Genomic DNA, 23,500 nt, shown 5'->3' with positions numbered 1-23,500 from the left:
AATTAGGAATTATTGATATCCATATCTTCAAGGATGATTTTTATTGGGTATATAAACTTTTTTAGTTTTTATCAAGTTGTCTTTAATAATTGGTTTTAGTGCTATTTCTTTTAGTTCATATATTTGATTATTGTAACTAAGATATAATTCATTAATAAACGATTTAAGTACAATTACATCAATTCGAGATTGTATGTATTGAACTTTGTTATTTTTATAAGGAAAATATTTTTTACCATAATATGTTATAGTTGAACCACTATCTGTTTTTCTTTTAGAAAATCTTGAAAGATAAATATTTATTTCTTCTTGTGTAGGAGCTTTAACCATAGCAGATTTATTATCATCAATAGGAAAGGCAAACTGTTTATTAAAAACGTTTATGTACATTTTGAGAAATTGATTAGCTTCATCTAATGTTTTAATTTTATTAAGTCGTAATTCACTAATTAATCGACTTTGAAGTGTTCCAAATAAACGTTCAATTCTACCTTTAGCTTGTGGAATTGAAGTTCTAATTATTTCAACACCCAAATCATTACAGCATTTTTGGAATTGAGTATAAGTGTCATTTTCTGTGTTTATTTTACCTGAATCAATTTTTTTCTTATATCCAAAAACTGTTCTATTATCAGTATAAAATGTTTTTGGTATGCCATAATTAGTTAAAATTTGATAAAAAACATTATAATAACGATCTAATGTTTCTTGATGATCAAATCATAGTCCAACAATATTTCCTGTAGCATCATCAATTGCAGCATGTAAAAATGATTTTGGTTTATCGTTACCAAATCAATGATGATTACTTGCATCCATTTGAATTAATTCACCAAAATTTGTTCTTCGATTTCTTGTTGGATGTAAGTTATTTTTTTTATTTTTATGTCTTTTTGGTGAAGTAATTTTTTCTTTGATTAATATAGTATAAAGTGTGCTATATGAAATTTTAATTTTTTCTTCATTCATTAATTTCTCATGAAAATGTTGAAAATTAAAATTATAATATTTTGTTTTATACAAGTTGATAATCTTAATTTTGATTTCAAAATTTGTTGCCTTATTAGAAATTGTATTGCGAGATTTATGAATAAAACCAACTTTACCTTCTCTATTAAAAATTTGAATTAATTGGTTAATTCTTCTAATAGTTAGATTAAGTTTATTCTTGGCTTGATGTTTAGATAATTTATTAATAATAATATCATTTATAATTTTGTACTTATATTTTTCTTTCATAGTCATGCTTCTTTCCATTTTTATCACCAAGTATATTTAACTTCACTTTTGGGAAATTTTTACTCGATAACTAATAGGAAATTATCACTAAATAATGACAATTAATGAAAAATATTTTGTTATTTTTCTTTTTAAATGTTACAATTAATTTTAAAAATATTAAGGAGGAAAAAATAATGAAGAGTGATGAATCTCATAAACGATTGTCATTAAAAGAATTTGTTTGATTAGGTTTTAATTATGCAGTAGGAATTGGTTTTATTGGTAATTTTGCAATATTATCTAATATTGGAAAACCTAATTCAATTGGAATTAATGCAATATGAGTGTATTTATTAATTGGTTTTGTGGCGGGTAATTGTGCATGAGCTTTTGCAAAATTATCTAGAATTCATAATTCTGATAATAATGGTGGTGCATATATCTATGTTAGGACAACTTTTGGTAGATTCTGAGGTTGATTAGTAGGTTTTATGCAATATGCTTGTTTACCATTTGTTGTGACAATTCAAGTAATGATGTTAATTAGAGGAACTTTTTCTCCAGAATTTATTAGTAATGGTCAACCACAATGGTATAGTGCTAATTGAGGACCATTTTCTGATTTATATTTAGATTTCATTGGAATTTTTATTTATATGATTTCAGCTTCTGTTATTTTTGCTGGGATTAAAATATATAAAAAAATGGCACATACAACATCAATTATTAAGTGATTAACAGCCGGATTTTTAGTTATTGCTGGAATTAGTTTAGCAATAACTAATGGTTCATCAAATTGAAATTACTGAACTACTGAGAGTACATTTTCTTTTGCTGGATTTATGAATACTTTTACTTCATGTTTCTTTTTCTTTGCTGGTTTTGAAATTTTTTCAACAGCAGGTAAAAACGTTAATAATCCTGAAAAAAATATTGGTAAAGGTATTACTTTAATTATGATAATTATGACAGTTTTCTATGTTGTTATTTCATTAATTTTCTTTTTAGGATATAGAGTCTTTGTGCAAAATATGAATATGGGTGCGTGAAGTCCTTTTACAAGCAAAATAATTATCTATGGTGGTCCAATTATAATGATTATTAGTGGGTTAGCTTTAAAAATTAATATCGCAATGCAAAACGCTTTATATGGTGGTACCACATTACAGCCGCTTTCTAAAGAAGGATATATTTCTAATAAGTTATTTAATTTAAATAAAGATGGAATTCCTGTTAAAGCAGCAGTTATTAATTTAATAGTAACATCTGTTATGTTAATTTTATGATTAGTTATTCCTGATTTGATTAAAGGAATTTGGTTAGTTTCACATCCTGATCAACAATATTCATCAGCTTTTAATGTTGCTAATTTATCATCAGCTTTTTCTGTAATTACAATGTTTATTTATATCATGGTTTTAATTACAGTATTAAAATTAGCATTAGATAAAAAATTAAAACTAAATTGATATGAAAAAATTACTTTTCCATTTATTTTAGTAACTTTAGGTTTAATGTTTGTTTGACATTATTATTCTATTATTTATGATGCAGTTACAGCAACTGATTCAAGTGCAATAGTTGCTATGGTTATTGAATTAGTATTTATTTTAAGTAATGTGATTTTTGCAATAACTTGATACTTTGCTTATTACTATAAAAAATATAAAATTCGTTTAAAAACAAATCCTAATTTACAAGTAGAATTGAATAGTGAATTTACTTTTAATTTAGAACATCAAGCAAAATTAGCAAAATGTAATAGTTAATAAAAAAATAAGTTACTCTATAGAGTAACTTATTTTTTTATTAAATTAGTTTTTTTATATTTGTTGTTTATTTCTTCTTTTAAATTATTAATTATTTTGTATTCTTGTTCTCAATTTATTTTTATTTGATTTTTTTCTTCAAGTGTTTTCTTAAATTCATGTTGATGTTTATTTATTCATTCATTAACTTTTTGCATTTTTTCTCCTTATTAAAATGAAAAGGTATTTATTTAAAATAATTAAACTTATATTAAGTTTATAAATAATTATACTATAAGAAATTAAAAAGATTAGAAATTTTATAGTTAAATTTTTGTTTTTTATTTTATAAAAAATTTTTTAAATGTGATAAATCTATTTCTTTTTCATAAAGATTTTGAATACCAATTTTATATTTATTTAAAATTAAACTAAGATTATCAATTTTTTCTTGTGTATCTAAGCGAATTAAGATTTCATTTAAATCTTTAAGATATTTAAATTGATATTGATATTTTGTTAATATAGTGGCTGTTAATGGTAAATTGTTAGTAGTCAAAATAAAAATTTTGCCAACATCAAATTTTGCTATTGGTCCACTATAAAGCATTTTTCCCAAATCAATAATAGTACAATCATCAATAATATCTTTAACCTCGTTAATCATATGAGTTGTTAAGAAAATAGTTTTACCTTCTGCTTTTAATCTTTTTAATACATTTGTAAAATATTTTCGTGACTCTGAATCTAAGTTTGCACCAGGTTCATCAAGAATTACTAGTTCTGGATCATGTGCTAAGGCTTGAATTAGCATAATTCTATTTTTCATTCCTGAAGAGAAAGAATTTAAACCCTTATTACGATGTTCTCATAAATTAAAATTATTTAATAATTTTTGTAAATTAACTTCTAGAGCACTATCGGTAATAGTGGTTGTTTGTCCTAAATATTTTAGAAAATTATAAGCTGTTAAACCTTGTGGAAAGTTTTCTAAATTTAAGGAATAACCTAAACTTAATTTTGATTTTGCACTTCCTGCTTTGTAATCATTAACCTTAATTGTACCACTGTATCTGTTACTAGGCATTGCACCAATGATAGACTTTAATAAAACAGATTTTCCGCTACCAGATTGACCAACCAAAGCATGAATAGTTCCTTTAAATACAGTAAAATTTATATTACTAATATTAAACTTTTTAAATTTTTTGTTATAGTTTCTGACACTAATCATAATGTCTTCTGTAGTTCCCATAATAAGTTTTCTCCTAACTAACAATTTTTCGATTATACATTAAATAAGAAAGTAAGAATAAAAAGATAGAAAATCCACAATATATTTCAAGAACTGATTGATTATTTTGAAAATAATCAATGTTATCAGTTTTTATTTTTTTATTATTTAGTGTTAGTTTAAAATCAGGATAACTAAATAAAGTATTTTTTTGTGTATCAAAATCGATACTAGATGTTGCATAAGGTTCAAATCAAAAATCACCATAGTAGTCCATAAAATAAGTTCAAATTTGATTTCAATGTTCAATAAAATTTATTGCATTGATAAATTGATAACTATTTGCAATACTAATGTAATTTTTATAATTTTTATCATTAGTAACAGAATTATTAGTAATCTGACGATAAGTATGAATTTGATTATAAATATATTCTTCGGTTGTTCTAACTAAAAAATAAACAGGATTATAAAAAATTTTATTAAATTCATTACGAAAATCAAATTTATATGCATATGTATCAATAAAAATATTTTTAATTTCCTTGGGTGATAGTGGAACGGGTTTTTCTAATATTGGACCTGTAATTTGTATATAAGTATTATTAATATCAGTATCGTATGTTAATAGTGAAGGTGCTTTACCACTTTGCAGATCCATAAATGAATCAATATTATACTTTTTATCATAATCATTAATTATATTAATTAAGTCTTCTGTAATTTGATTATTATCAACATTATTTTTTAATTCATCTAAGTTTTTAAAATAACTATTAAAAGTAATTTTCATAAATATATCTTTATTTTGAAATTCAATTGGTTTTCAAGTGGTTGTTTTACCACTAAGAGTTTTAACAGTAGGATTTGTTTTAATAAATCCTAATTTTTGATAAAAATCAATACGCTTATTAATAACATTATTTTTTTTAATATCCTTTAATTCTTGATCACTAAGATTAGAATAAAAATCAAAAATAGCTTTTGTTAAATTTGGATATTTAATTAATCCTTTTTCTAAATTTTGTTTAAATAAAATTGCTTCTTTGATTTCACTAACAGTATATTGGATATTATTTTCAAAATTAATTTTAATAATGTCACTATTTATTTTGGTTAATGAGTAAGGCAAACCACCTAATAAAAATAGACTACAGAAAATAACAAAAATTAAAAAAACTGTTTGTGATGGAGTAAAAACTAACATTGTTACTACACCAACAGTAACTAAAACAGCAAATAAAGAGCAAAAGCCAAAAAACTTTAGGATAGTTAATACGTAAAAAGCTAAATAAGAAACTTTTATAATAATTCCACAAATCCCGCCAAATATTAATAAAGCAATAATATTTATGAAAATAAAAGTTAAACTGATAAAAAATAAAGCAGCGTATTGAGTTAAAATAATAACATTTCTTGTATAAGGTTTAGTAAGTAATAATAAGAAAGAACTATCTTCAAATTGAGTACCAAAAATTTTTATAGCATTTAATAAAATAAAAATAAATAAAAATATACTATAAAAAATCATAATATAATATTGTAAATCAATAATAAAATCTTCTATTGATAAATTTAAAAAAAACAAAACACTAATGCTCAATACCGAAATTACTATTGAAAATAAAAATAAAAATGCCGTAATAAAACTGTAACTAATTTTAATCATAATTAATCTAAATAACTTAAATCAACTTGCCTTTTTGGTTTTAGTTTTTTCTATAGTTTTCGTTGTGGTTTCTAGTAATCTGTCCATTATTTTTTCTCCTTTACATATTATCAATTATAATCAATTATTTTTTTTGTTTATAAAATATAATTTAATGAAAAAGAAAAATTATTTTTTATTAAACTGCATAAAAAAAGAAATATTATTTAAACATTTTAATTATAAGTAATAAAATTTAACAAATTTTGATATAAAAGATAATCTAATAATTATGATTACAATGCTTATTTTTTAATTATTAAATTAAACTTGATTTTTTATAAACTTATTAGTTTACTGAAATATTAAAGTTAATATATTCACAACATTTTAATTATAAATATTATAGAATATACTAAAACTTTAATAAAATATATTAAAAGAAATTTTAGGAGGGTACTAGAGTGAAGGGAATATTAAAATTATTAGCAATTTTTGGATTAACAGCACCATTAGCAGTAAATGTAGTGGCATGTGGAAATGGTAATAGTTCTGATACTGATGATGAAGTATCGGAAAATGCTGATGTACAAGAATTATTAAAAAAAGCTAAAGAGCAAATTAGTTTAGGACTTGCAAATTTAATTAGTGAATATAAGAATTTAACTTTTGAAGATGAATTTGGTGAATCTGGAAAAGATATTACTAATAATTTAAATAGTTTATCTAAAGATAGTGACACTCTGGTTGATAGTAAAATAAAAGATATATTTTTAACTAGGCTTCAAAAAGATATTACAAATCTTATTATTGAGGATTATTTATTACAACCATCTGATTTAAAACCATTATTTAATAATATAACTACTAGTGAAATTTTAAAAATTGATTTTAATGGAACAACAATGACAAATAAACAATTCAATTGAACTAAGGAAAAAGCTGATTTTGGTATTGAAAATTATGATCCAGCAACGTATAACATAACAATGTGATATAAACTTGCTGCAGACTTAAAATTAAAATTATCTTATAAAGATGAAAGTAACAAAAAGACAGAAATTGAAGTATCTAATATTTTTGATTTTAATTACGCTAATACTGGCGCTAATTTAAAGTCTTTAATTGAAGCTTCAACTGGTAATGTAACAAAAGTATTAAAAGATTTTATGATACAAATAGAAAGCACCACTACTGATAGTGAAAGTTTATTACAAAAAGCAAAAGAATTAATTACTAGAAAACTTAATAACAATAAAGTTAATATTACTAAAGTTGATATTAATGCTCAATCAGAAGTTCTTCAAAAAAATGATGTTTATGCTAGTGGTGATCATATGTATGAAGCGCTTACTAAATCTACAATTGATGAAGCAATTGATTCTTTGAAAAATTATTTATCACCAACAGCAACAGCTTTTTCAGATGAGATTACTAAGTGACTTGTTGGAAAACAAGGAGTGCCTGAAGAAAGTAAAAATAAAATTAATGCTTTTGGAAAAATCACTATTAGTGATTGAAGCATTTCAGGATTAAGATTAACGCCAATGACTTTAGATTTTATTAATATTAGCCCTAATCAAACGCAAGATGAATGAGCAGAGCAAACAGCAACAGCATTAGGTAAAATATTTTATACAAAAAGTGAATTTGCTAAAGGGCGTATTGATATCACTACTGATAATAATTTAACAATATATATGAATCCCGGAGATTTTGATAATTTTGTTCAAAATAATAAAACAATGAGTGATATTAGTGATTATATTAGTTCAAAAATAAATTCTAAAGCTACAACCGAAGGTCTTATTAAAGGTAATATTTCAGTTACTTTAAATGGTCTTTGAAAAGGAGCAAAAAATCCTACTTTAAGTGATAGAACTAGTGTGGAAAAATTAGATGATAATACATTTAAAGTTAAAAGAAATGCGGGTGGTATGCATGGTTATAATTATTTAACTATTCGTTATGTAAACACTAGTTTTTTAACTGGAATGATTAAGAATCATAAAAATAATCATATTTTATTTGATAATTGAATTATTAAAAAAGCAGATACTAATGTTTGATAATTTATATTATTTTTCAATTTTTTTGTTATGATAAAAAATTTCTAATATAATTTAAATTTTTAAATTTATTAAAATTAAAAATTTGTATAGTGTTTTAATTATTATTTTTATATTTTCATTTCTATAAATTTATCTTTACATTTAATTAAAAATAGTGTATTATATTTAAGTTGTTGATTAATTCGCAATTTTCTTTTAAGATATGATTGATAAAAAAATATCAAAAAGTTGTTAATGATGTCAAAGAAATAAATAATATCATGAAATTATTTGACAACTTTTAATTTTAGAAAAATTAGATGAATTAATACTTTAAAATGTAAGTAAGTATATTATATATAAATAATAAATAAAACTAATCCTTTTTTAAAATAATCCTCTTTTAGAGGTTATTTTTCAGGTTATAATTATCATTTTTTCTAAATTTATTCCAAATTTATTTTTAAGGAGAAATATATGAGTTTTACAGAACTAAATTTAAAACAAGAATTAACTGCTGCTATTGCTAAATGAGGTTATACTACCCCAACACCAATTCAAAAGAAGACAATTCCAGTTTCTTTACAAAAAAAAGATATTATTGGAAAAAGCCATACCGGAACCGGAAAAACTGCTGCCTTTGTCTTACCTATATTACATAATTTAGATATAAAATTATATCGTAATCAAGCTATTATTGTTTGTCCAACTAGAGAATTGGCAATCCAAGTTGCTAAACAAGTAAAAAAATATGCTTATTTTTTAAATGGCGTTAATGTTGCTTTATTATGCGGTGGTGTTAATATTAGAAATCAATTATATGATTTAAGAACTAGTAACATAGTTGTTGGAACACCAGGAAGAATTACTGATCATATTAATCGTGGCAGTTTAAGATTAAATTCAATTAAAACATTAGTTTTAGATGAAGCAGATGAAATGTTAAAAATGGGATTTAAAAAAGATATTGACTTCTTATTTGAAAATTCACCTCAAAATATTCAAACTGTTCTTTTTTCAGCGACAATGTCAAAACCAGTTTTAAAAATTGCTGATGATTATCAAAGTAATCCAGTTAGTATTAGTGTTGAAGATGAAAGTCAAAAATTACAACAAGCAAATATTAAACAATATTATTTTGATTGTCGTAATATAACAAAAGAAACTGCATTAGTTGCTTTATATCAAAAATTACAACCACAATTAAGTATTGTTTTTTCAAATACAAAAGCTTTTACTAACAAAATCGCACAATTATTAGAACAAAATAATATTAAATGTGCTGTTATTAACGGTGATAAAAGTCAAAGAGAACGTATGGAAGCAATGAGACAATTTAAAAATGGTAAGGTTAAAGTACTAATTGCTACTGATGTTGTTGCTAGAGGAATTGACATTAATGGTATTGATTATGTTTTTAATTATGATATTCCACGCGAATATGAGTACTATACTCATCGTATTGGTAGAACAGCTCGTGCTGGAGCACAAGGCACTGCTATTACTTTAGTAAGTAATAGAGTTCAATATAATGAAATTCAAGAAATTCAATATTATCAAAATCACGAAATTACTTTACTAGATACTACAGGTTGAGATTTACCTAAAAATGTTGTTAAAGTACCGACTAAATTAAATTTTTCATCTCATAACAATAGAAATGATTTTAAACGTAATGTTGATAATAATTCAAAATGAAAAAGAAAACCAAAATATTAAAATTATTCATTTTTATAAAAAAATCACTTAATTATTAAGTGATTTTTTCTTTAAATATTATTTTTATAAAGTTTTTTTATTTTCATTTTTTTTCTTATTTTCGATTTCTTGTTGTTGTCTTTCTTTTTCAGCTTTTTCGGATTCTTTTTTTAATTTATTAGCTGCAATTTTTTCTTTTATTCTTGCTATTTCTTTTTCTCTTTTATTTTTTTCATCCATAAAAATCCCTTTCTCACTATTTTTTTGGCATATTTATTCTTATACATCTAAAATACCCAAAATCAGTGTACATTTTATTTGTGTATTTAATTCACTATTATTGTTATTAACATTTGCAGTAATATCAATTGTTAAACTTGTAATTTTAGTTTTTAAATCAGTTTTATCATTATTAATGATTGCACATAACATTCAACGTGAAGTTGTTTCTTCATCTGTTATATAGGGTATTGATTCACCAGTTACTTCTCCACCAACTAAATATCTTCTTCCAACTTTACCATCAGCAATATCTTGAACATATACAACTGTATTTTGCAACATATATCTTTTCATTGCTCTTGGTGTTGCTAAAACAAAAGACATAATTTTAGTTTCATTATTATCAGTAAAAGTCATATAATCATCCATAACAATTTGACATAGTACACCTTTAATATATAAATCATTTCCATTTAATCTTAATTGTTGAGCAATCTGATTATCAGTAATTAAACCTTTATTATTAGCTAAATAAACAATACTATCATAAAGATTATTAGTAATAAAAAAACGACAATTATTACTATTTCTTAGTTGAAATAAAGTATTTCAAGCATCTAACATTGATTTTAAATATCCTACTGGTGTTTTATCAGTAATATCTACTTTAGTTGCATATTTTGCAATTACATTTGTATCATTATTTGCTAAATAATCTGCTAAATCATTAGCAACTTCATATTGCATTGTATTTAATAAATTTTGTCCATTTTCAGCATTTAAATCAACATTAGCAATTATTTCACCTGCAACTGCTTCTTCTTTAATTTCTTTTAAAATTTTAATAGTTTCAGCATAACTAACATCTAATCCTTTACTTTTATCATTTCATTTTAGTACTTTAATTTCTGGATTTTTTGGTTTTTTAACTATAAATTCAATTTTTGTAGAATTAACCATTTCAATAGGAAAAAAACTTGCTCATGGTGAATTTGATTGTTTATAAAATTCTATAAACTCTGGTGCTTCTACTAATTTTTCGGTATTATCTAAATTTTTATTGAATGGTACTGCCATTTTTTATTTTCCTTTCTGTTATAAATTATTTTTCTTTTTATAATCCAATAAAGTACTTTTTATTGAATTTGGTTGATTTGTTATTATTGTCTGTGGTTTGCCACCTGTATTAATTGTTTCTTTAAATACTGGTTGTTCTTTAATCATTTTTTTAATAGTTTCTTCAATTTTTGAATTTTCTAAATTATTAGTTTTAAATTTTAAATAATCATAAAATTCACTTTTAACTTGATATTTTTTAAATATATTAATCATTTCTTTTTCTTTAATTTCTTGATTAAGTTTATTTAACTTATTTTCTGCTTCATTAACTTTATTTTCTATTTCTTGTGAAGAAGCATTATTTTCAGTTAAAGGTTCAGTTGTTTGTTGAACATTATTTTCATTTTCTAACATTTACATCACCACTTTTTTATTTATTTTCTTTATTAATCTTTTCATTTAACTTTGCTAATTTTTTTTGATGTTTAATAATTTTGTTATTTGCTCTAACATGTTTTGGAGTTGTGATAAATCTTTTTAATAAAACAATAATTTCTCTGCAAATTAATGTTCCAACACTTGTTCCAATAATTATTAATTCATGTAAAAATTCTTTCATCTCAATATTTTCCTTTCAACTATTTATTTTTAATTTTTAATTATTCATCAAATTGACCACCATTAATTCTTTCAATCATCGATTTTGAATTACTTATAATGCTTACTAATAAGGCAATTTCTTTATTTAATTGTTCCATTCTCTCTTTATATGTATGAATTTCATTATTATAATATTCAAGTAATTTTTCTTTATTCATAAATTATTCACCTCCTTTATAAACTCATGTGATTATAATCTCAATTTAATGAAGCATTATCATGATTTAATGGTACTTCGCTCATATTATCACTACCATAATATTGACTTGCAGTTTCACTATTAATAGTAAATCTATTGTCATTAATTAATCTTGTAGTTTCATCATTAAATGATGTTTCTTGCATTTCTTCATTATGATGTGTAGTTTCCATAGGTAATAAATTATGGATAATTTCACTTGCACCAGCAACAATTGTAGGTACTGCATAAGCATTATTAAAATTATTATTAATACCCATTGCTACACCACTTGATATTAAACATCCACCAGTTGCCATATTACAAATCTTTCTTATTGTTTCAAATTTATTAGGTATTAACTCCGTTAATCCATTAATAAGATTTGATATACCATAAGCATTTAAACTAATATATGTATCTCAATCCATTAATGACTGATTTTCTTGTTTATTTAATAGTAATCATGGCGGACCTTCTGTTGTAGTTGTAGTAGTTATTGGAATTGGTGTTGTTGGAATAATAGGATTAATATTATTTTCTGTTCATTTACTATAATTTGCTAAACCAATTGTTCCTAATCCTAATGCTATTTTTTTATAACTATTAATTAATTTAGTTTTAGTATTTGGTCTTTGATTTAAATTTCAAATATCTAAACCTAATTTTTTACCAAATAATAAACTATTAATTGAACCTAATATTGGATTAGCAATTACTTGACCATAATAAGCACTTGTACCAATCATTGCACAAATAGGACTTATACCAGTTCTAATTAATTTGGTTAAAGTATAATTTGATTGTGTATTTTCGTTTGGCATTTTATTCTCCTTTATTTGTTTTTATCAGTTCTCTTATAACATCTAATAAGGAATCTACTACATAAGAATTTAATTCAAATTCATAATTTCTAATTTTAATTTTTTCCTTTTGCATTTGTTTAATCTCCTTTAATTTCTAATTTTTTAATTGTTACTTTAATTCAACCTTGATAAACATCATTATCACCAACTATTAATGCAACATTACTTTCGGGGTCAGAAACAATTATGTGTTTGGATTTAACATTTGGGTATTGTCTTAAAATAATTGCTCTAATATCATTACTTGTATGAATTGCTTTTGGAAATGGTGATAATATTTCAATTTCATCTTTATTTTCAAACAAAGTAGGTAATATTATCATTAGTCAAATTCTCCATTTTCAATTAATTCCTTTAAAATAAATAAAGTTACATCAGTTCTACGTTCTGGTTCTAATTTAATTAAATTATTAATATGATTAATTAGTTTTTCTTTATTGATTATCAAATTCACCATTTTCTATTTTTTCAATTAATAAACCGAAAATTCCTTTAAAATTTATATTTTTAATATGTTCAAGTAATTTTTCTTTATATTCATTTTTTATTCCAATTTATCTTTTATTATTTGATTTTTTCTAATTATTTCTTGTTCTAATGAATAAATATGTTCTGACATTTTATTTATTATTAAATTTATATAATAGACATATTCCGTAATTATTTTTTTGAAAAATCAAGTAATAATTTTATAATTTATTTTATTAATGAATTAATAAGGTGTTGATAAATATGGCTTTTGAAAATTTAAAAAAATTAAAAAATGATAAATTTTATAGATATTTTGGTATAAAACATTTTCATTTTAATGAAATGTTAGAAAAATTAATTGAAATAGAAAAATTAGAAAAAACTAAAGGTCGAAAAAATAAACTTTCAGTTGAAGAAAGATTGATGATGACACTTGAATATTGAAAAGAATATTATACTTTTTTTCAAATGAGTATTAAATATAAAATGAGTCCTTCAAGCTGTTTTCGAAATATTACTTGAGTTGAAAATAAACTTAGTAATGATAGAGATTATCAATTTTTAAAAGAAAAATATAAATCAAAAAATGATAAAAAACAAGAAAATTTAAATGAATTTCAATTTTATTTAATTGATTCAACTGAGATTGAAATTGAAAGACCAACTAAAAAAAACTACAGTTAGAATATTTTTCTGGTAAAAGTTGAATGTATTCTATAAAATTTCAAATTGTATATGATTTTTTTAATAAAAATATTGTTGATATTTTTGCTGATAATGGCAAAGTGCATGATTTTCAAATATTAAAAAATTCAAATCTTGTATTTTCTAAAAATACAATAATTATTGGTGATTTAGGATATCAAGGTATACAAAATATTTATGAAAATACAATAATACCAATTAAAAAAAGTAAAAATAAAAAATTAACTAAACAAGAAAGAAAATATAATAAGATTGTATCTAAAATTAGAATCAAAGTTGAACATGTTTTTGCTTGATTAAAAAGATTCAAAATTTTAGTAAATAAATGTAGAAAAAGTAAATTTAGACTTATGTACTTAAGATTTAACTTACTTTGTAAAATTTTTAATAAAATAAAACCATTAAAATAAAAAAAATCAAAAATATATTTTTTAAAATTGAAATTATTATCAAGTTAATATAAAAATATTATTAACATTTTTTTGTTTTCGAAATAGAAACTTATTTTTAAACTATTTTTTCGGAAAATATTAACTTTTATAATTAATAACACTAAAAAATTTATAAAAAGTATTATTGACAATTGATTAAATTTAATTATGGAATATGTCTAATGCATTTCTTCTTGAATATTATTAAATGCAAGAGTTCCTATTTTAATTTTTAAATTTTCTAATACTTTTTTCCATATCTTTTTTTATTACTAAATCAGTCATTTGTTTTGGATTTTGATTAAAATTCATTATATTTTTTCTCCTTTTTGTAAAATATCTTTTATTATTTCTAATTCAGTCATTCTAATTTCATTTGTTTTAATAAAATTTTGCAATCTTTCAATTTCTTTTGTATATTTATTAATATTTTCTTTATGCTGCTTAATTCTGTCATTAATATATTCTAATGGTGTATTTTTAATCATTTTTTTACTCTTTTCATTTTTTAAATCATTTAACATTGATTGAACAAAATGCACGATTTTTAGGAATATTTAAAGTATTAAAAAATTGACCAGTTACAATAATTTCATCGTTTTTGTTTAATAAAATACATCGTCTATAAAATTTTGGGTTATTAAAAATTAAAGTAACATAATTTAATCCATTTCATTGACCACGAACACTATAATATAATTCCTTATTACCTTTTTCGTAATATTTTGCTTCAATAGTGTTACTCAGTTTTACTTTTAATTTGACATAATTTGCTTTATCTTTCATTTTTATAATTCCTTAAATAGTATTGAATATGCTTATAAGCATCTTGTTCATGTTTTGTTAATTTTATATTTCCTTTATAATTTTCTAAATTATTAGTTTTATTTTTTGGTTCACTTTCTAAATAATCTCAATTCATAACATCTTCTACTAATACCATTAATGCACCAATAATCTTAGGTGTTGCTAATGGATTAGTTAATAATTGTTTTGAGCTTAAAAAGAAATTTTCTACAATAACTAATATTTTTTTGATTAATAAATTGTTTTTTAATTAATTTAAAATATTCTTTATATATATTTTTACTTTCTAAAACTGTTTTAGTTTTGAATGTTTCATTAAAAGTAATATTATTAGTTTCACTTGAATATATAACCATTCCATTATTACCAATTCCAGCAGGATCAATTCCAATAATTAAGTCATATTGCATTAATTAAGTTAACCTCTAATAACCGTTTTAATAATTTCTAAATCACAATTACATCAACAATATTTACATTCTTCAATAAATTCTTTATGACCACAAACTAAATTATCTTTTTTTAAATCATCAATCAGTTTAATTAGCCCTATTTTAAATTCAATATCATCACTGTCTGGTATGCAAATCGTTCCTCTTTTAGTTAAATATTCTTTATTCATATTTATGCCTCCTACTTAACCTAATATTTAAAATACAGTCATAACAAATCGCTTTACTATTTTTATCTCTTAAAAAATATTTTCTTGTTTTTATATCATTAGTATTAAAGAATAAATAATCTAATTTATTTTGTTTACATGTTCAACAAAAATACTTTTTCATTATGAGTTGAAATTTCCTTATATGAAGTAACTATATAATTAATTGGTAAATCATCGTGTTTATATGGATTATTTATTTTAAAACTTTTTCTATTTTCTTCTCATGTAATGTTGTATTTAAAACATGGATTTGTAATATTAGTTTTGTTATCTGTTATTTCACCCATAAATCAACTATTATGCTGTTCATAAAATGTTAATGGTTCAAGTTTGATATCATTAAGATAATATTCTTTGGGTGTTTCTTGTTTATTAACAGTTATTTTTTGGTCTTTAATATATGGTTCTAATAATTTTATTAATTCATTACCACTTAATTCTCTTTTAATATTTTCTAAATTAAAAACTCAATATGTGTAACTGTTATCAACAATAAAAGAATTATTTTTAATCATTCATTTTGGAAGTGATAATTTATATTCAACATAATCAATAAGAATAGATTGTGGTTTATCTTTTACAATTTGTTCTTTTTTAAATTCTATTTGCATAATAATCCTTTCCTAATATGTTCTGTTGCTTCTAGCATAAAGAACATATATTTTGATTTTTAGATTATTAATAATACTACTACTATTAGTTTTATTCATCTCATCAATTCTGGGCTCAAAAATAAATTGTGAAATTTTAAAAAACATTGAGGCATTCGATTCAATATTTATTTAATTTGCGTTTAGCAAATTAATATTTTAATTGAACCGGCACCGCTCAATTTTTTTTACAAGTTTGAAATTTATTTTCTCGCCCAAAAAATTTTTCAAAAAAAATAAAAAATAAAACCAACACTTGCTCACTGGGGAGTGGCAAGGTTGGTTAAATAAAGAATAGAATTAATATAGTATGTTCCCCTAACGGGTTTATATATACTAGTTTCCAATCCGCTCCCACCCCAAGGATTACCATTAAATGGTTAGTATATTTTATTAGGTATCACTCCACTTTTTATTTATCCATGCAAGTCCACATGCTAGCTACTATTTTTAACAACTGTGTTGTAGTTCACTTTTTTAGTTCCCTAACACATGTTGATAATAGTATTAAAGAAGGTTATTAAAAATTTTAAAATTTTACAATTACAAAAAAAAGACAAGATTATTTCTTGTCTTTTCCTTAATAACTTTGAGAATAATTTTTTTTAAATGTATATTTTTTAAAATACGTCGAATATAAATTTAAATTTAAGGGTTAAAGAGAGTAATTTTGTCTAATTTTCATTATTTTGCAAATAATTCATTTTTGGAAATAAGTTACTGATATGATAATTAATTATTTCGTAAATTTGACAACCGCCCAAAGTCCTATTTTGTTTTTATAAACAAAATAGGACTTAAAAATATATTTAAACATATATCTGATTTGGATTATATCATTTATTTAATAGTTTTTAAATAAAAAATATCTTTTTATATATAGTTAATAAAAATTAAGTTTTAATTATTTATTTAAAAAATTCAGTAAATGATTTTTTGCTATGACGTTCAAGAAATTTATTAAATTCAATTGTTTTTTCATTTTTAATTTTTTCTAAAAATACATTAACTTCTTTTCCAGTACCTAATGGAATTGTATTAGTGTCAATACCTTTTATTTTTTTAATTTCTTCTAAAAATAAATAACGACTAATAATAGTACTACAAGCGATAGCTAAATACTTACTTTCTGCATTAGTAACAAATTGAACTTTATCTTTAATAATTTTATTACGATTATCTTTCATATTTTCAATGTATTTGTAATATGTATCTTCATTAATATATTGATCAATAACTATAGTATCATATTGAATTCTATGTTGTAACATACGAACTAATGCTTGATTTTCTCCTCAGGTTTTAATAATATTGGGGCTATAACCCGCATCAATTCATTGATTATATTTACGATTGTTAATGATTACTGACTCAAAAATAATTGTTTTCATAATATCTTGTGCTAATTCAATAAATTTACTTTGTGATAAGTCTTTATAATCGCGAATGTTAAGTAAACGTAATTTTTCTAAATTACCTGAACCAATATAAGAACTAATAATAACAAGTGGACCAAAAAAATTATTAATACCAAATTCAGCATTGCCAATGACTGGTGATTGATTTTCATCAAGTTGATTTCAAATACTGCGATATTCTGCAATAATATCCTCTTTAGTACCTTTAAAAATAACTTTTTCTTGATAAATTTCAATTGTTATATTATGATATTGAAATAATTCATAACTACTATTTTTATTATCAACTTTATAGTTTTGGTAGTGTTCTTTAATTAATGATTTTTGTTTTTGATTTAAGTAAAATGTCATTAATATACCACCATCTTTTCAAAATTTATTTGATTTATTGAAATTAATATCACACTTTCTTTCATATTAATTATATAATAAAAACAAGGATTTTAGGGTTTTAACCTTTTATTTTATATAAGGAGTTAACAATGCGTAGTGTAGGTATAGATATTATTGAAGTAAATCGAATAGAAAATATTGAAGAACTTGCTAAAAGAATTTTAAGTAAAAAAGAAATTATACTTTTTAATCAATATTCTTTACAACGTCAACAGGAATTTTTGGCAGGAAGATGAGCATTAAAAGAAGCAATTTTTAAGGCGTTACCACAAGAAAAGTTAACATTTAAAAATATTGATATTAGCTATAATCAATATAATCAACCAATAACTATCATTAAGAATTATCAATTACTTTTATCTTTATCACATAATGAAACTAATGCAATTGCAATTGCAATTGTTATTTAATAAAAAGAAAGTAAGGTGTTTTATTAAAATGTATATGATTGATTTAATTTCTAAAAAGAAATTAGGACAAAGTTTAAATAAAGAAGAACTAAAATTTTTAACAGAAGGTATTGCCAATGAAACAATACCAGACTATCAAATTAGTGCTTGAGCAATGGCTGTTTATTTTCAGGGAATGACTAATGATGAATTAGTAGAATATACAAAAGCTATTATTAATAGTGGTGAAACCATGGATTTATCACAAATTACTGGTTTTAGTATTGATAAACATTCAACTGGTGGTGTTGGTGATAAAACTAGTTTAGTATTTGGTCCAATAGCTGCTGCTTGTGGATTAAAGGTTGCAAAAATTTCTGGAAGAGGATTGGGTATTACTGGTGGTACTATTGATAAACTGGAAATAATTCCAAATTTTAAATGTGATTTAGCAATATCAGATTTTATTAAAGTTGTTAATAAAGTTGGTATGAGTATTATTAGTCAAACTAGTAATTTAGTGCCTGCTGATAAAAAATTATATGCATTACGTGATGTTTCAGGAACAGTTGATTCATTACCATTAATTGCTGCTAGTGTTATGTCTAAAAAAATAGCAATGGGCGCTGATTTAATTTTACTAGACATTAAATGCGGAAAAGGTGCCTTTGTTCAGGATATAGTAACTGCAAGAGAGTTAGCAAAATTAATGGTACATATTGGTAAAGCTTTTAATAAAAAAATTTATGCTATTATTAGTGATATGAATAAGCCTTTAGGACGAACAATTGGTAATGCACTAGAATTACAAGAAGTTATTTTAAGTTTAAAAAATAAAGGACCAGAAGATTTGAAGATCCTTGTTAGTAATTTAGTAGCTTTAGCCTTATTGGGAGCTAAAAAGGTAAAAACCTTAAAAGAGGGTATTGATAAAGTTAATGCTATGTTTACTAGTGAAAAACCACTACAAATTTTTTATGATTTTGTTAAAAGTCAAGGTGGAGATACTAAATATCTTGATAATATTGATAAATTACCACCAGCTAAATATATTATTAAAGTTAAGGCGCAATTATCGGGCTATTTAGATTTTACTAATAATTATGCTTTAGGTGAATTATCAGTAATATTAGGAGCAGGAAGAACTACGAAAACTGATATCATTGATCCGGTGGCAGGAATTTATTTAAAACAAATTCATGGTCAAAAAGTTGAAAAAAATAGTGTAATTATGGAACTCCATACTAATAAAGATCAACATTTCCATCAACAATTTTTAGATTTGGCAATTTCTACATTTCAGATTACTAATAAAAAATACGATATTAAACCAATAATTTTAGAAATAATAATGTAATTTAGTTTAAAATTGTTTATAATGTTACAGTATTTTAAAAATATTAATTAAATGAAATGATAAGGAGCGTTTTTGTGAAATCTTTATTAAAATTACTGGGCACACTTGCTTTAGCAACAACACCAGTTGTAACAGTTGTTGCTTGTGGTAGTGAAAATAATCAAATGACTCCAAGGGATATTCTTAATTTTGCCACCTCTTTTGTTACTGATAGTAGTGTGCAAATTAAGGCTGATCTTAATTTATCAGATGATACCAATATAGGAGAAATGAAAGGTAAAATTTTTAGCAAATTAGATACTTCTGTGCAAACAGCTATTGGTAACTTTTTCTCTAGTAAACTTAAAGAAAGTACCAATGAACATCCAACAAATTGATATCACCCTGATGCACATGTCAAAATTATGGACTATGTTCCAAAAAAAGATAATGATAATGATGAAAAAGAAAAACCTAAGTTTGTTTTACCAACTGGTAGTGAATTAGTCAATGGTCATTTATGAGTAAAAGCGGAAATCTCTTATTTAAATTTACCATCAGTTACTAAAGATATTAAAATTACAATTAATAATGATACAAGTCATACTAGTGATCAAAAAAAAGCTGATGCAATTAAAGATTTTATTGAGAAACTTATTAATGGAGAAATTAAAGATAATGTTTTAAATGTTAATGTTGAAAACTTACCAATTAGCGCAAAAATTGATGCACCTTCAAAAGAAGATATTGTCAGAACTCAGTTATCATATATTAAACAAAATTTAAATGTTGCCATCAAAGATAAAGTTCAATATTCTGGTTTAAGTTTAAGTTTTGAATTTTCAGGTGATTTTTCAGATGATGCTAAATCAACTTTATTTAAAATGGCAGATCCAACGGCGACCAATAATGATGATAAATCAATTGTATTTAAGGGTAATGTTAGTAATATTACTATTGATTTCTTAGTTGGTAATGATGGTAAATCTACTTTTAATACTGGTGATATTGAAAGTAAGTCTGCTATTCAGATTAACCAAACTTTTGTTGATGCAACAACACAAATTTCAAAAATATTTTCTGAGTGAACAGTTGATACAGTACAGGAATTACCAAAAGCTTCAGATAATTATTCAGTTTATGACAAAGATGGAAAAATAAAAAAACAAGTTATAACAAATGGTTATTTTGCTAATATTAATAAAATTTATAGTATTCTTGTTCCCAAATGAAATGATAGTGTAATAACTATTACTAATCCCGAAAGTGTATTTAATCTTAATCCTAACGAAAAAAATGGTTATTTTAATTTAAACTTTAAATTAGAATATGACCTAAGTAAAGGCTTTCCAGATATAGAGACATCTTCAAAATTTGAAATAAATGTTGAAAATATTCATATTACGTTACGTGAAGTTAAATAATAATATTTAAATATATAATAACTTTTAAAACTTATTTTAATCATTAAAAAATTAAAAATAAGTTTTTTTATTTATTAAAGATTAATCAAGTACTATTAAATTAAGTTATAATTAATATTAATAAGTATAAAATGATATTGAGGGAACGAGAATAATGTTACAACCAGTAATTACAATTGAATCTTTTCAAGGACCAATGGATTTGCTTTTGCATTTAATTAAAGAAAAAAATATTGATATTTTAGATTTAAATCTAAATGATGTTACTAACCAATATGTTCATTTTATTAATGAAGAATTAATTAAAAACATTGATTTAGTAAGTGAATATTTACCGATTGCTGCTTATTTATTAGAATTGCAATCAAAACAATTATTACCAAAACAAGAACTAGTGGTAGATAGTGCTTATGAAAATGAAGTTAATCGTCAAAAATTAATTGCTCGTTTATTAGAATATAAAAAATTTAAAGAAATAAGTAATTATTTTAAAGAACAGGCTTTATATAGAACCCAATTATTAACAAAAACACCTAGTGATTTAAAAACATATTTAGTTGATGAAATTACACCAATTTTGGTAAAAAATAATATTAATAAATTAACACAAGCAATGTTAAACTTATTTAATAGACTACAAAATCAAAATAAATTACCAGTTAATTTAGCATTAAACTTAATTTCAGCTGAAGATCGAGCTAAAGAAATTAAACAGTTACTGAAAAAAAACCCCAAGCAACACTTTACTTTAGAACAATTATTTTTTACTAAAGCATTAACTTTACATTATTTTATTATTACTTTTATTGCAATTTTAGATCTTGCAAATCATCAAATTTTACATATTATACAAACTAATACTTTTACTGAAATTACAGTAATTTATCGAGGTGAGAAAAATGAATAATAGCAATTGAAAAACAAACGAAAGATTAGCAGTTTTACAAGGTTTATTATTTATTGCTGGCAATGAAGGCCTTGATTTATTAACACTTGCTGAATATTTAGAATTAACAAAAAAACCAAAGACTGTTGAAAATTTAATTGCGTCTTTACAAATGAAATTAAATGATGATGATACCAGTGGTTTAAGTTTAATTAAAGTTGGTAATATTTATAAATTAACAACAAAACCTATTCATTATAATCGCTATCAAGTATTAAAACAACCTTTAATACGTTTATCACAAGCAGCTTTAGAAACACTAGCTATTATTGCTTATAATCATCCAGTTACTAAACCACAAATTGAAGATATTCGTGGTGTAAATTGTGATTCTATTATTTTTAAACTAAAAAGTTTAAATTTAATTACCGAGATTGGTCGTAGTGAATTACCAGGAAAACCAATTTTATATGATTTAACTGATGAATTTATGGATCATTTTAATATCGAATCTTTAACTCAATTACCCACTTTGCCTCAATTTAATAACCAAAATGATGAACAAGAAATCTACAACTTTACTAATGAATAATGATTTAGAACGCTTGCAAAAAGTTATTGCTAATTCTGGAGTATGTTCACGACGAAAAGCAGAATTACTAATTATTAATGGGCAAGTAACAGTTAATGGGCAAATTATTACAACGTTAGGTTTTAAAGTTACAAGTAGTGATGTTATTAAAGTTAATAATCAAATTATTAAGCAATCTAATCATATTTATTTAGCATTTTATAAACCACCTAATTGTTTAACAACAGTCAGTGATCCTAAAAATCGACCAACGGTAATGAATTATTTTACTAATATTAATAGTAGAATTTACCCAGTCGGTCGTTTAGATTTTGATACTTCAGGTTTGTTGTTAATGACTAATGATGGTGAATTTACTAATGCTATTATTCATCCTCGTTATAAAATAGATAAGGTATATGAAGTATTGGCAAGTGGTATTTTGTCATCAAATGCTATTAAAAAACTACAAGACGGTATTATTTTATCAACTTCATTTACAACTTCTCCTGCTATTGTTAAAATAATTTATAAAAATATAAAAAAAGAAAATACTTTACTACATCTCACTATTCATGAGGGACAAAATCAACAAGTTAAACGTATGATTAAAGCAGTAGGAAGTAGAGTAATTACTTTAAAGCGTTTACAAGTTGCTAATATTACTTTAAAAGGTTTAGCAATGGGTGAATATCGTTATTTGACAGAAGAAGAAGTAACCACATTGATGAAATTGAGTCAAAAGAGTTAAAATAAAAGAATAATTTATT

The 23,500-nt window shown here is 23.1% G+C and carries 30 protein-coding genes; 11 read left to right on the top strand and 19 right to left on the bottom strand.

Annotated elements, in window-relative coordinates; genetic code table 4:
• Positions 1 to 9: 9 nt before the first annotated feature.
• Positions 10 to 1,257 (bottom strand): ISNCY family transposase, encoded by a 1,248-nt coding sequence (locus tag AACK96_RS05710; protein ID WP_338973779.1) that lies wholly within the window; start codon positions 1,255 to 1,257, stop codon positions 10 to 12.
• 158 nt (positions 1,258 to 1,415) lie between these two features.
• Between AACK96_RS05710 and AACK96_RS05705 the strand changes: the two genes are divergently transcribed.
• Positions 1,416 to 2,990 carry an APC family permease gene (locus AACK96_RS05705; RefSeq protein ID WP_338973778.1) on the top strand — a complete coding sequence of 525 codons (1,575 nt, stop codon included), beginning with the start codon at positions 1,416 to 1,418 and terminating at the stop codon, positions 2,988 to 2,990.
• A gap of 29 nt (positions 2,991 to 3,019) precedes the next feature.
• On the opposite strand, the gene AACK96_RS05700 is transcribed toward AACK96_RS05705, so the two are convergent.
• From AACK96_RS05700 to AACK96_RS05690, 3 genes are all read right to left on the bottom strand, one after another.
• Positions 3,020 to 3,187, bottom strand: a complete 168-nt coding sequence (locus AACK96_RS05700) for a hypothetical protein (protein WP_338973776.1) — start codon at positions 3,185 to 3,187, stop codon at positions 3,020 to 3,022.
• A gap of 128 nt (positions 3,188 to 3,315) precedes the next feature.
• The gene (locus tag AACK96_RS05695; protein ID WP_338973774.1) at positions 3,316 to 4,224 is read right to left on the bottom strand and encodes an ABC transporter ATP-binding protein; all 909 of its coding nucleotides are present in this window, start codon (positions 4,222 to 4,224) and stop codon (positions 3,316 to 3,318) included.
• 13 nt (positions 4,225 to 4,237) lie between these two features.
• A complete protein-coding gene (locus AACK96_RS05690) occupies positions 4,238 to 5,959 on the bottom strand; it encodes a hypothetical protein (protein WP_338973772.1) in 1,722 nt (573 codons plus the stop codon).
• 356 nt (positions 5,960 to 6,315) lie between these two features.
• Between AACK96_RS05690 and AACK96_RS05685 the strand changes: the two genes are divergently transcribed.
• Positions 6,316 to 7,923, top strand: a complete 1,608-nt coding sequence (locus AACK96_RS05685; protein WP_338973770.1) for a hypothetical protein — start codon at positions 6,316 to 6,318, stop codon at positions 7,921 to 7,923.
• A gap of 456 nt (positions 7,924 to 8,379) precedes the next feature.
• Positions 8,380 to 9,621, top strand: coding sequence for a DEAD/DEAH box helicase (locus AACK96_RS05680; RefSeq protein WP_338973768.1), 1,242 nt, complete (start codon positions 8,380 to 8,382; stop codon positions 9,619 to 9,621).
• Positions 9,622 to 9,684: 63 nt separating this feature from the next.
• On the opposite strand, the gene AACK96_RS05675 is transcribed toward AACK96_RS05680, so the two are convergent.
• From AACK96_RS05675 to AACK96_RS05640, 8 genes are all read right to left on the bottom strand, one after another.
• Positions 9,685 to 9,840 (bottom strand): hypothetical protein, encoded by a 156-nt coding sequence (locus AACK96_RS05675; RefSeq protein ID WP_174479916.1) that lies wholly within the window; start codon positions 9,838 to 9,840, stop codon positions 9,685 to 9,687.
• 39 nt (positions 9,841 to 9,879) lie between these two features.
• On the bottom strand, positions 9,880 to 10,899 hold the full coding sequence (locus AACK96_RS05670; protein ID WP_338973766.1) for a hypothetical protein: 1,020 nt from the start codon (positions 10,897 to 10,899) through the stop codon (positions 9,880 to 9,882).
• A gap of 18 nt (positions 10,900 to 10,917) precedes the next feature.
• Positions 10,918 to 11,295 (bottom strand): hypothetical protein, encoded by a 378-nt coding sequence (locus AACK96_RS05665; RefSeq protein ID WP_281747963.1) that lies wholly within the window; start codon positions 11,293 to 11,295, stop codon positions 10,918 to 10,920.
• Between the two features lie 16 nt (positions 11,296 to 11,311).
• The gene (locus AACK96_RS05660; RefSeq protein WP_174480113.1) at positions 11,312 to 11,500 is read right to left on the bottom strand and encodes a hypothetical protein; all 189 of its coding nucleotides are present in this window, start codon (positions 11,498 to 11,500) and stop codon (positions 11,312 to 11,314) included.
• Positions 11,501 to 11,540: 40 nt separating this feature from the next.
• Positions 11,541 to 11,699 carry a hypothetical protein gene (locus tag AACK96_RS05655; protein ID WP_338961498.1) on the bottom strand — a complete coding sequence of 53 codons (159 nt, stop codon included), beginning with the start codon at positions 11,697 to 11,699 and terminating at the stop codon, positions 11,541 to 11,543.
• Positions 11,700 to 11,715: 16 nt separating this feature from the next.
• Positions 11,716 to 12,543 carry a hypothetical protein gene (locus AACK96_RS05650; RefSeq protein ID WP_338973765.1) on the bottom strand — a complete coding sequence of 276 codons (828 nt, stop codon included), beginning with the start codon at positions 12,541 to 12,543 and terminating at the stop codon, positions 11,716 to 11,718.
• Between the two features lie 119 nt (positions 12,544 to 12,662).
• Positions 12,663 to 12,908 (bottom strand): hypothetical protein, encoded by a 246-nt coding sequence (locus AACK96_RS05645; RefSeq protein WP_338973650.1) that lies wholly within the window; start codon positions 12,906 to 12,908, stop codon positions 12,663 to 12,665.
• Complete coding sequence (locus AACK96_RS05640; protein WP_338973763.1) at positions 12,908 to 13,033, bottom strand: hypothetical protein; 126 nt, start codon at positions 13,031 to 13,033, stop codon at positions 12,908 to 12,910. Before AACK96_RS05640 ends, AACK96_RS05645 begins: the two co-directional genes overlap by 1 nt.
• A gap of 284 nt (positions 13,034 to 13,317) precedes the next feature.
• Between AACK96_RS05640 and AACK96_RS05635 the strand changes: the two genes are divergently transcribed.
• Positions 13,318 to 13,740: a transposase family protein gene (locus AACK96_RS05635; RefSeq protein WP_338973316.1), complete on the top strand. Its 423-nt coding sequence runs from the start codon at positions 13,318 to 13,320 to the stop codon at positions 13,738 to 13,740.
• A gap of 23 nt (positions 13,741 to 13,763) precedes the next feature.
• Positions 13,764 to 14,171: a transposase family protein gene (locus AACK96_RS05630; protein ID WP_338973314.1), complete on the top strand. Its 408-nt coding sequence runs from the start codon at positions 13,764 to 13,766 to the stop codon at positions 14,169 to 14,171.
• A gap of 332 nt (positions 14,172 to 14,503) precedes the next feature.
• On the opposite strand, the gene AACK96_RS05625 is transcribed toward AACK96_RS05630, so the two are convergent.
• The 7 genes from AACK96_RS05625 to AACK96_RS05595 all read right to left on the bottom strand — a co-directional run bounded on the left by AACK96_RS05625 (position 14,504) and on the right by AACK96_RS05595 (position 18,082).
• Complete coding sequence (locus AACK96_RS05625; protein ID WP_338973522.1) at positions 14,504 to 14,716, bottom strand: hypothetical protein; 213 nt, start codon at positions 14,714 to 14,716, stop codon at positions 14,504 to 14,506.
• A complete protein-coding gene (locus AACK96_RS05620) occupies positions 14,685 to 14,978 on the bottom strand; it encodes a hypothetical protein (protein ID WP_338973519.1) in 294 nt (97 codons plus the stop codon). Before AACK96_RS05620 ends, AACK96_RS05625 begins: the two co-directional genes overlap by 32 nt.
• Complete coding sequence (locus AACK96_RS05615) at positions 14,968 to 15,135, bottom strand: hypothetical protein (RefSeq protein WP_338973761.1); 168 nt, start codon at positions 15,133 to 15,135, stop codon at positions 14,968 to 14,970. Before AACK96_RS05615 ends, AACK96_RS05620 begins: the two co-directional genes overlap by 11 nt.
• Positions 15,136 to 15,169: 34 nt before the next feature.
• Positions 15,170 to 15,409 carry a hypothetical protein gene (locus AACK96_RS05610; protein ID WP_338973759.1) on the bottom strand — a complete coding sequence of 80 codons (240 nt, stop codon included), beginning with the start codon at positions 15,407 to 15,409 and terminating at the stop codon, positions 15,170 to 15,172.
• Positions 15,410 to 15,417: 8 nt separating this feature from the next.
• On the bottom strand, positions 15,418 to 15,621 hold the full coding sequence (locus AACK96_RS05605) for a hypothetical protein (protein ID WP_338973654.1): 204 nt from the start codon (positions 15,619 to 15,621) through the stop codon (positions 15,418 to 15,420).
• 134 nt (positions 15,622 to 15,755) lie between these two features.
• Positions 15,756 to 16,274: a hypothetical protein gene (locus AACK96_RS05600; protein WP_338973655.1), complete on the bottom strand. Its 519-nt coding sequence runs from the start codon at positions 16,272 to 16,274 to the stop codon at positions 15,756 to 15,758.
• A gap of 947 nt (positions 16,275 to 17,221) precedes the next feature.
• The gene (locus tag AACK96_RS05595) at positions 17,222 to 18,082 is read right to left on the bottom strand and encodes a ribonuclease HIII (RefSeq protein ID WP_281748449.1); all 861 of its coding nucleotides are present in this window, start codon (positions 18,080 to 18,082) and stop codon (positions 17,222 to 17,224) included.
• 131 nt (positions 18,083 to 18,213) lie between these two features.
• On the opposite strand from AACK96_RS05595, the gene acpS reads away from it, so the two are divergent.
• From acpS to AACK96_RS05565, 6 genes are all read left to right on the top strand, one after another.
• Entirely contained in the window at positions 18,214 to 18,534 is a 321-nt protein-coding gene (gene acpS, locus AACK96_RS05590; protein ID WP_338973757.1) for a holo-ACP synthase, read from the top strand.
• 28 nt (positions 18,535 to 18,562) lie between these two features.
• On the top strand, positions 18,563 to 19,870 hold the full coding sequence (locus AACK96_RS05585; protein WP_338973756.1) for a thymidine phosphorylase: 1,308 nt from the start codon (positions 18,563 to 18,565) through the stop codon (positions 19,868 to 19,870).
• A 74-nt stretch (positions 19,871 to 19,944) separates the two neighbouring features.
• Positions 19,945 to 21,273 (top strand): hypothetical protein, encoded by a 1,329-nt coding sequence (locus AACK96_RS05580; protein ID WP_338973754.1) that lies wholly within the window; start codon positions 19,945 to 19,947, stop codon positions 21,271 to 21,273.
• A 154-nt stretch (positions 21,274 to 21,427) separates the two neighbouring features.
• The gene (locus AACK96_RS05575; protein WP_338973752.1) at positions 21,428 to 22,180 is read left to right on the top strand and encodes a segregation/condensation protein A; all 753 of its coding nucleotides are present in this window, start codon (positions 21,428 to 21,430) and stop codon (positions 22,178 to 22,180) included.
• A complete protein-coding gene (gene scpB / locus AACK96_RS05570; protein ID WP_338973750.1) occupies positions 22,173 to 22,751 on the top strand; it encodes an SMC-Scp complex subunit ScpB in 579 nt (192 codons plus the stop codon). The genes AACK96_RS05575 and scpB overlap by 8 nt, the downstream gene beginning before the upstream one ends.
• Complete coding sequence (locus AACK96_RS05565) at positions 22,744 to 23,481, top strand: pseudouridine synthase (RefSeq protein ID WP_338973748.1); 738 nt, start codon at positions 22,744 to 22,746, stop codon at positions 23,479 to 23,481. The genes scpB and AACK96_RS05565 overlap by 8 nt, the downstream gene beginning before the upstream one ends.
• Positions 23,482 to 23,500 lie beyond the last annotated feature (19 nt).

Source organism: Spiroplasma endosymbiont of Tricholauxania praeusta (genome assembly GCF_964019535.1).
GTDB classification, from domain to species: Bacteria; Bacillota_I; Bacilli_A; order Mycoplasmatales; family VBWQ01; genus Spiroplasma_E; species Spiroplasma_E ixodetis_A.
The sequence above is the reverse complement of the archived record's forward strand: the minus strand, read 5'-3'. Positions and strand labels throughout refer to the sequence as shown.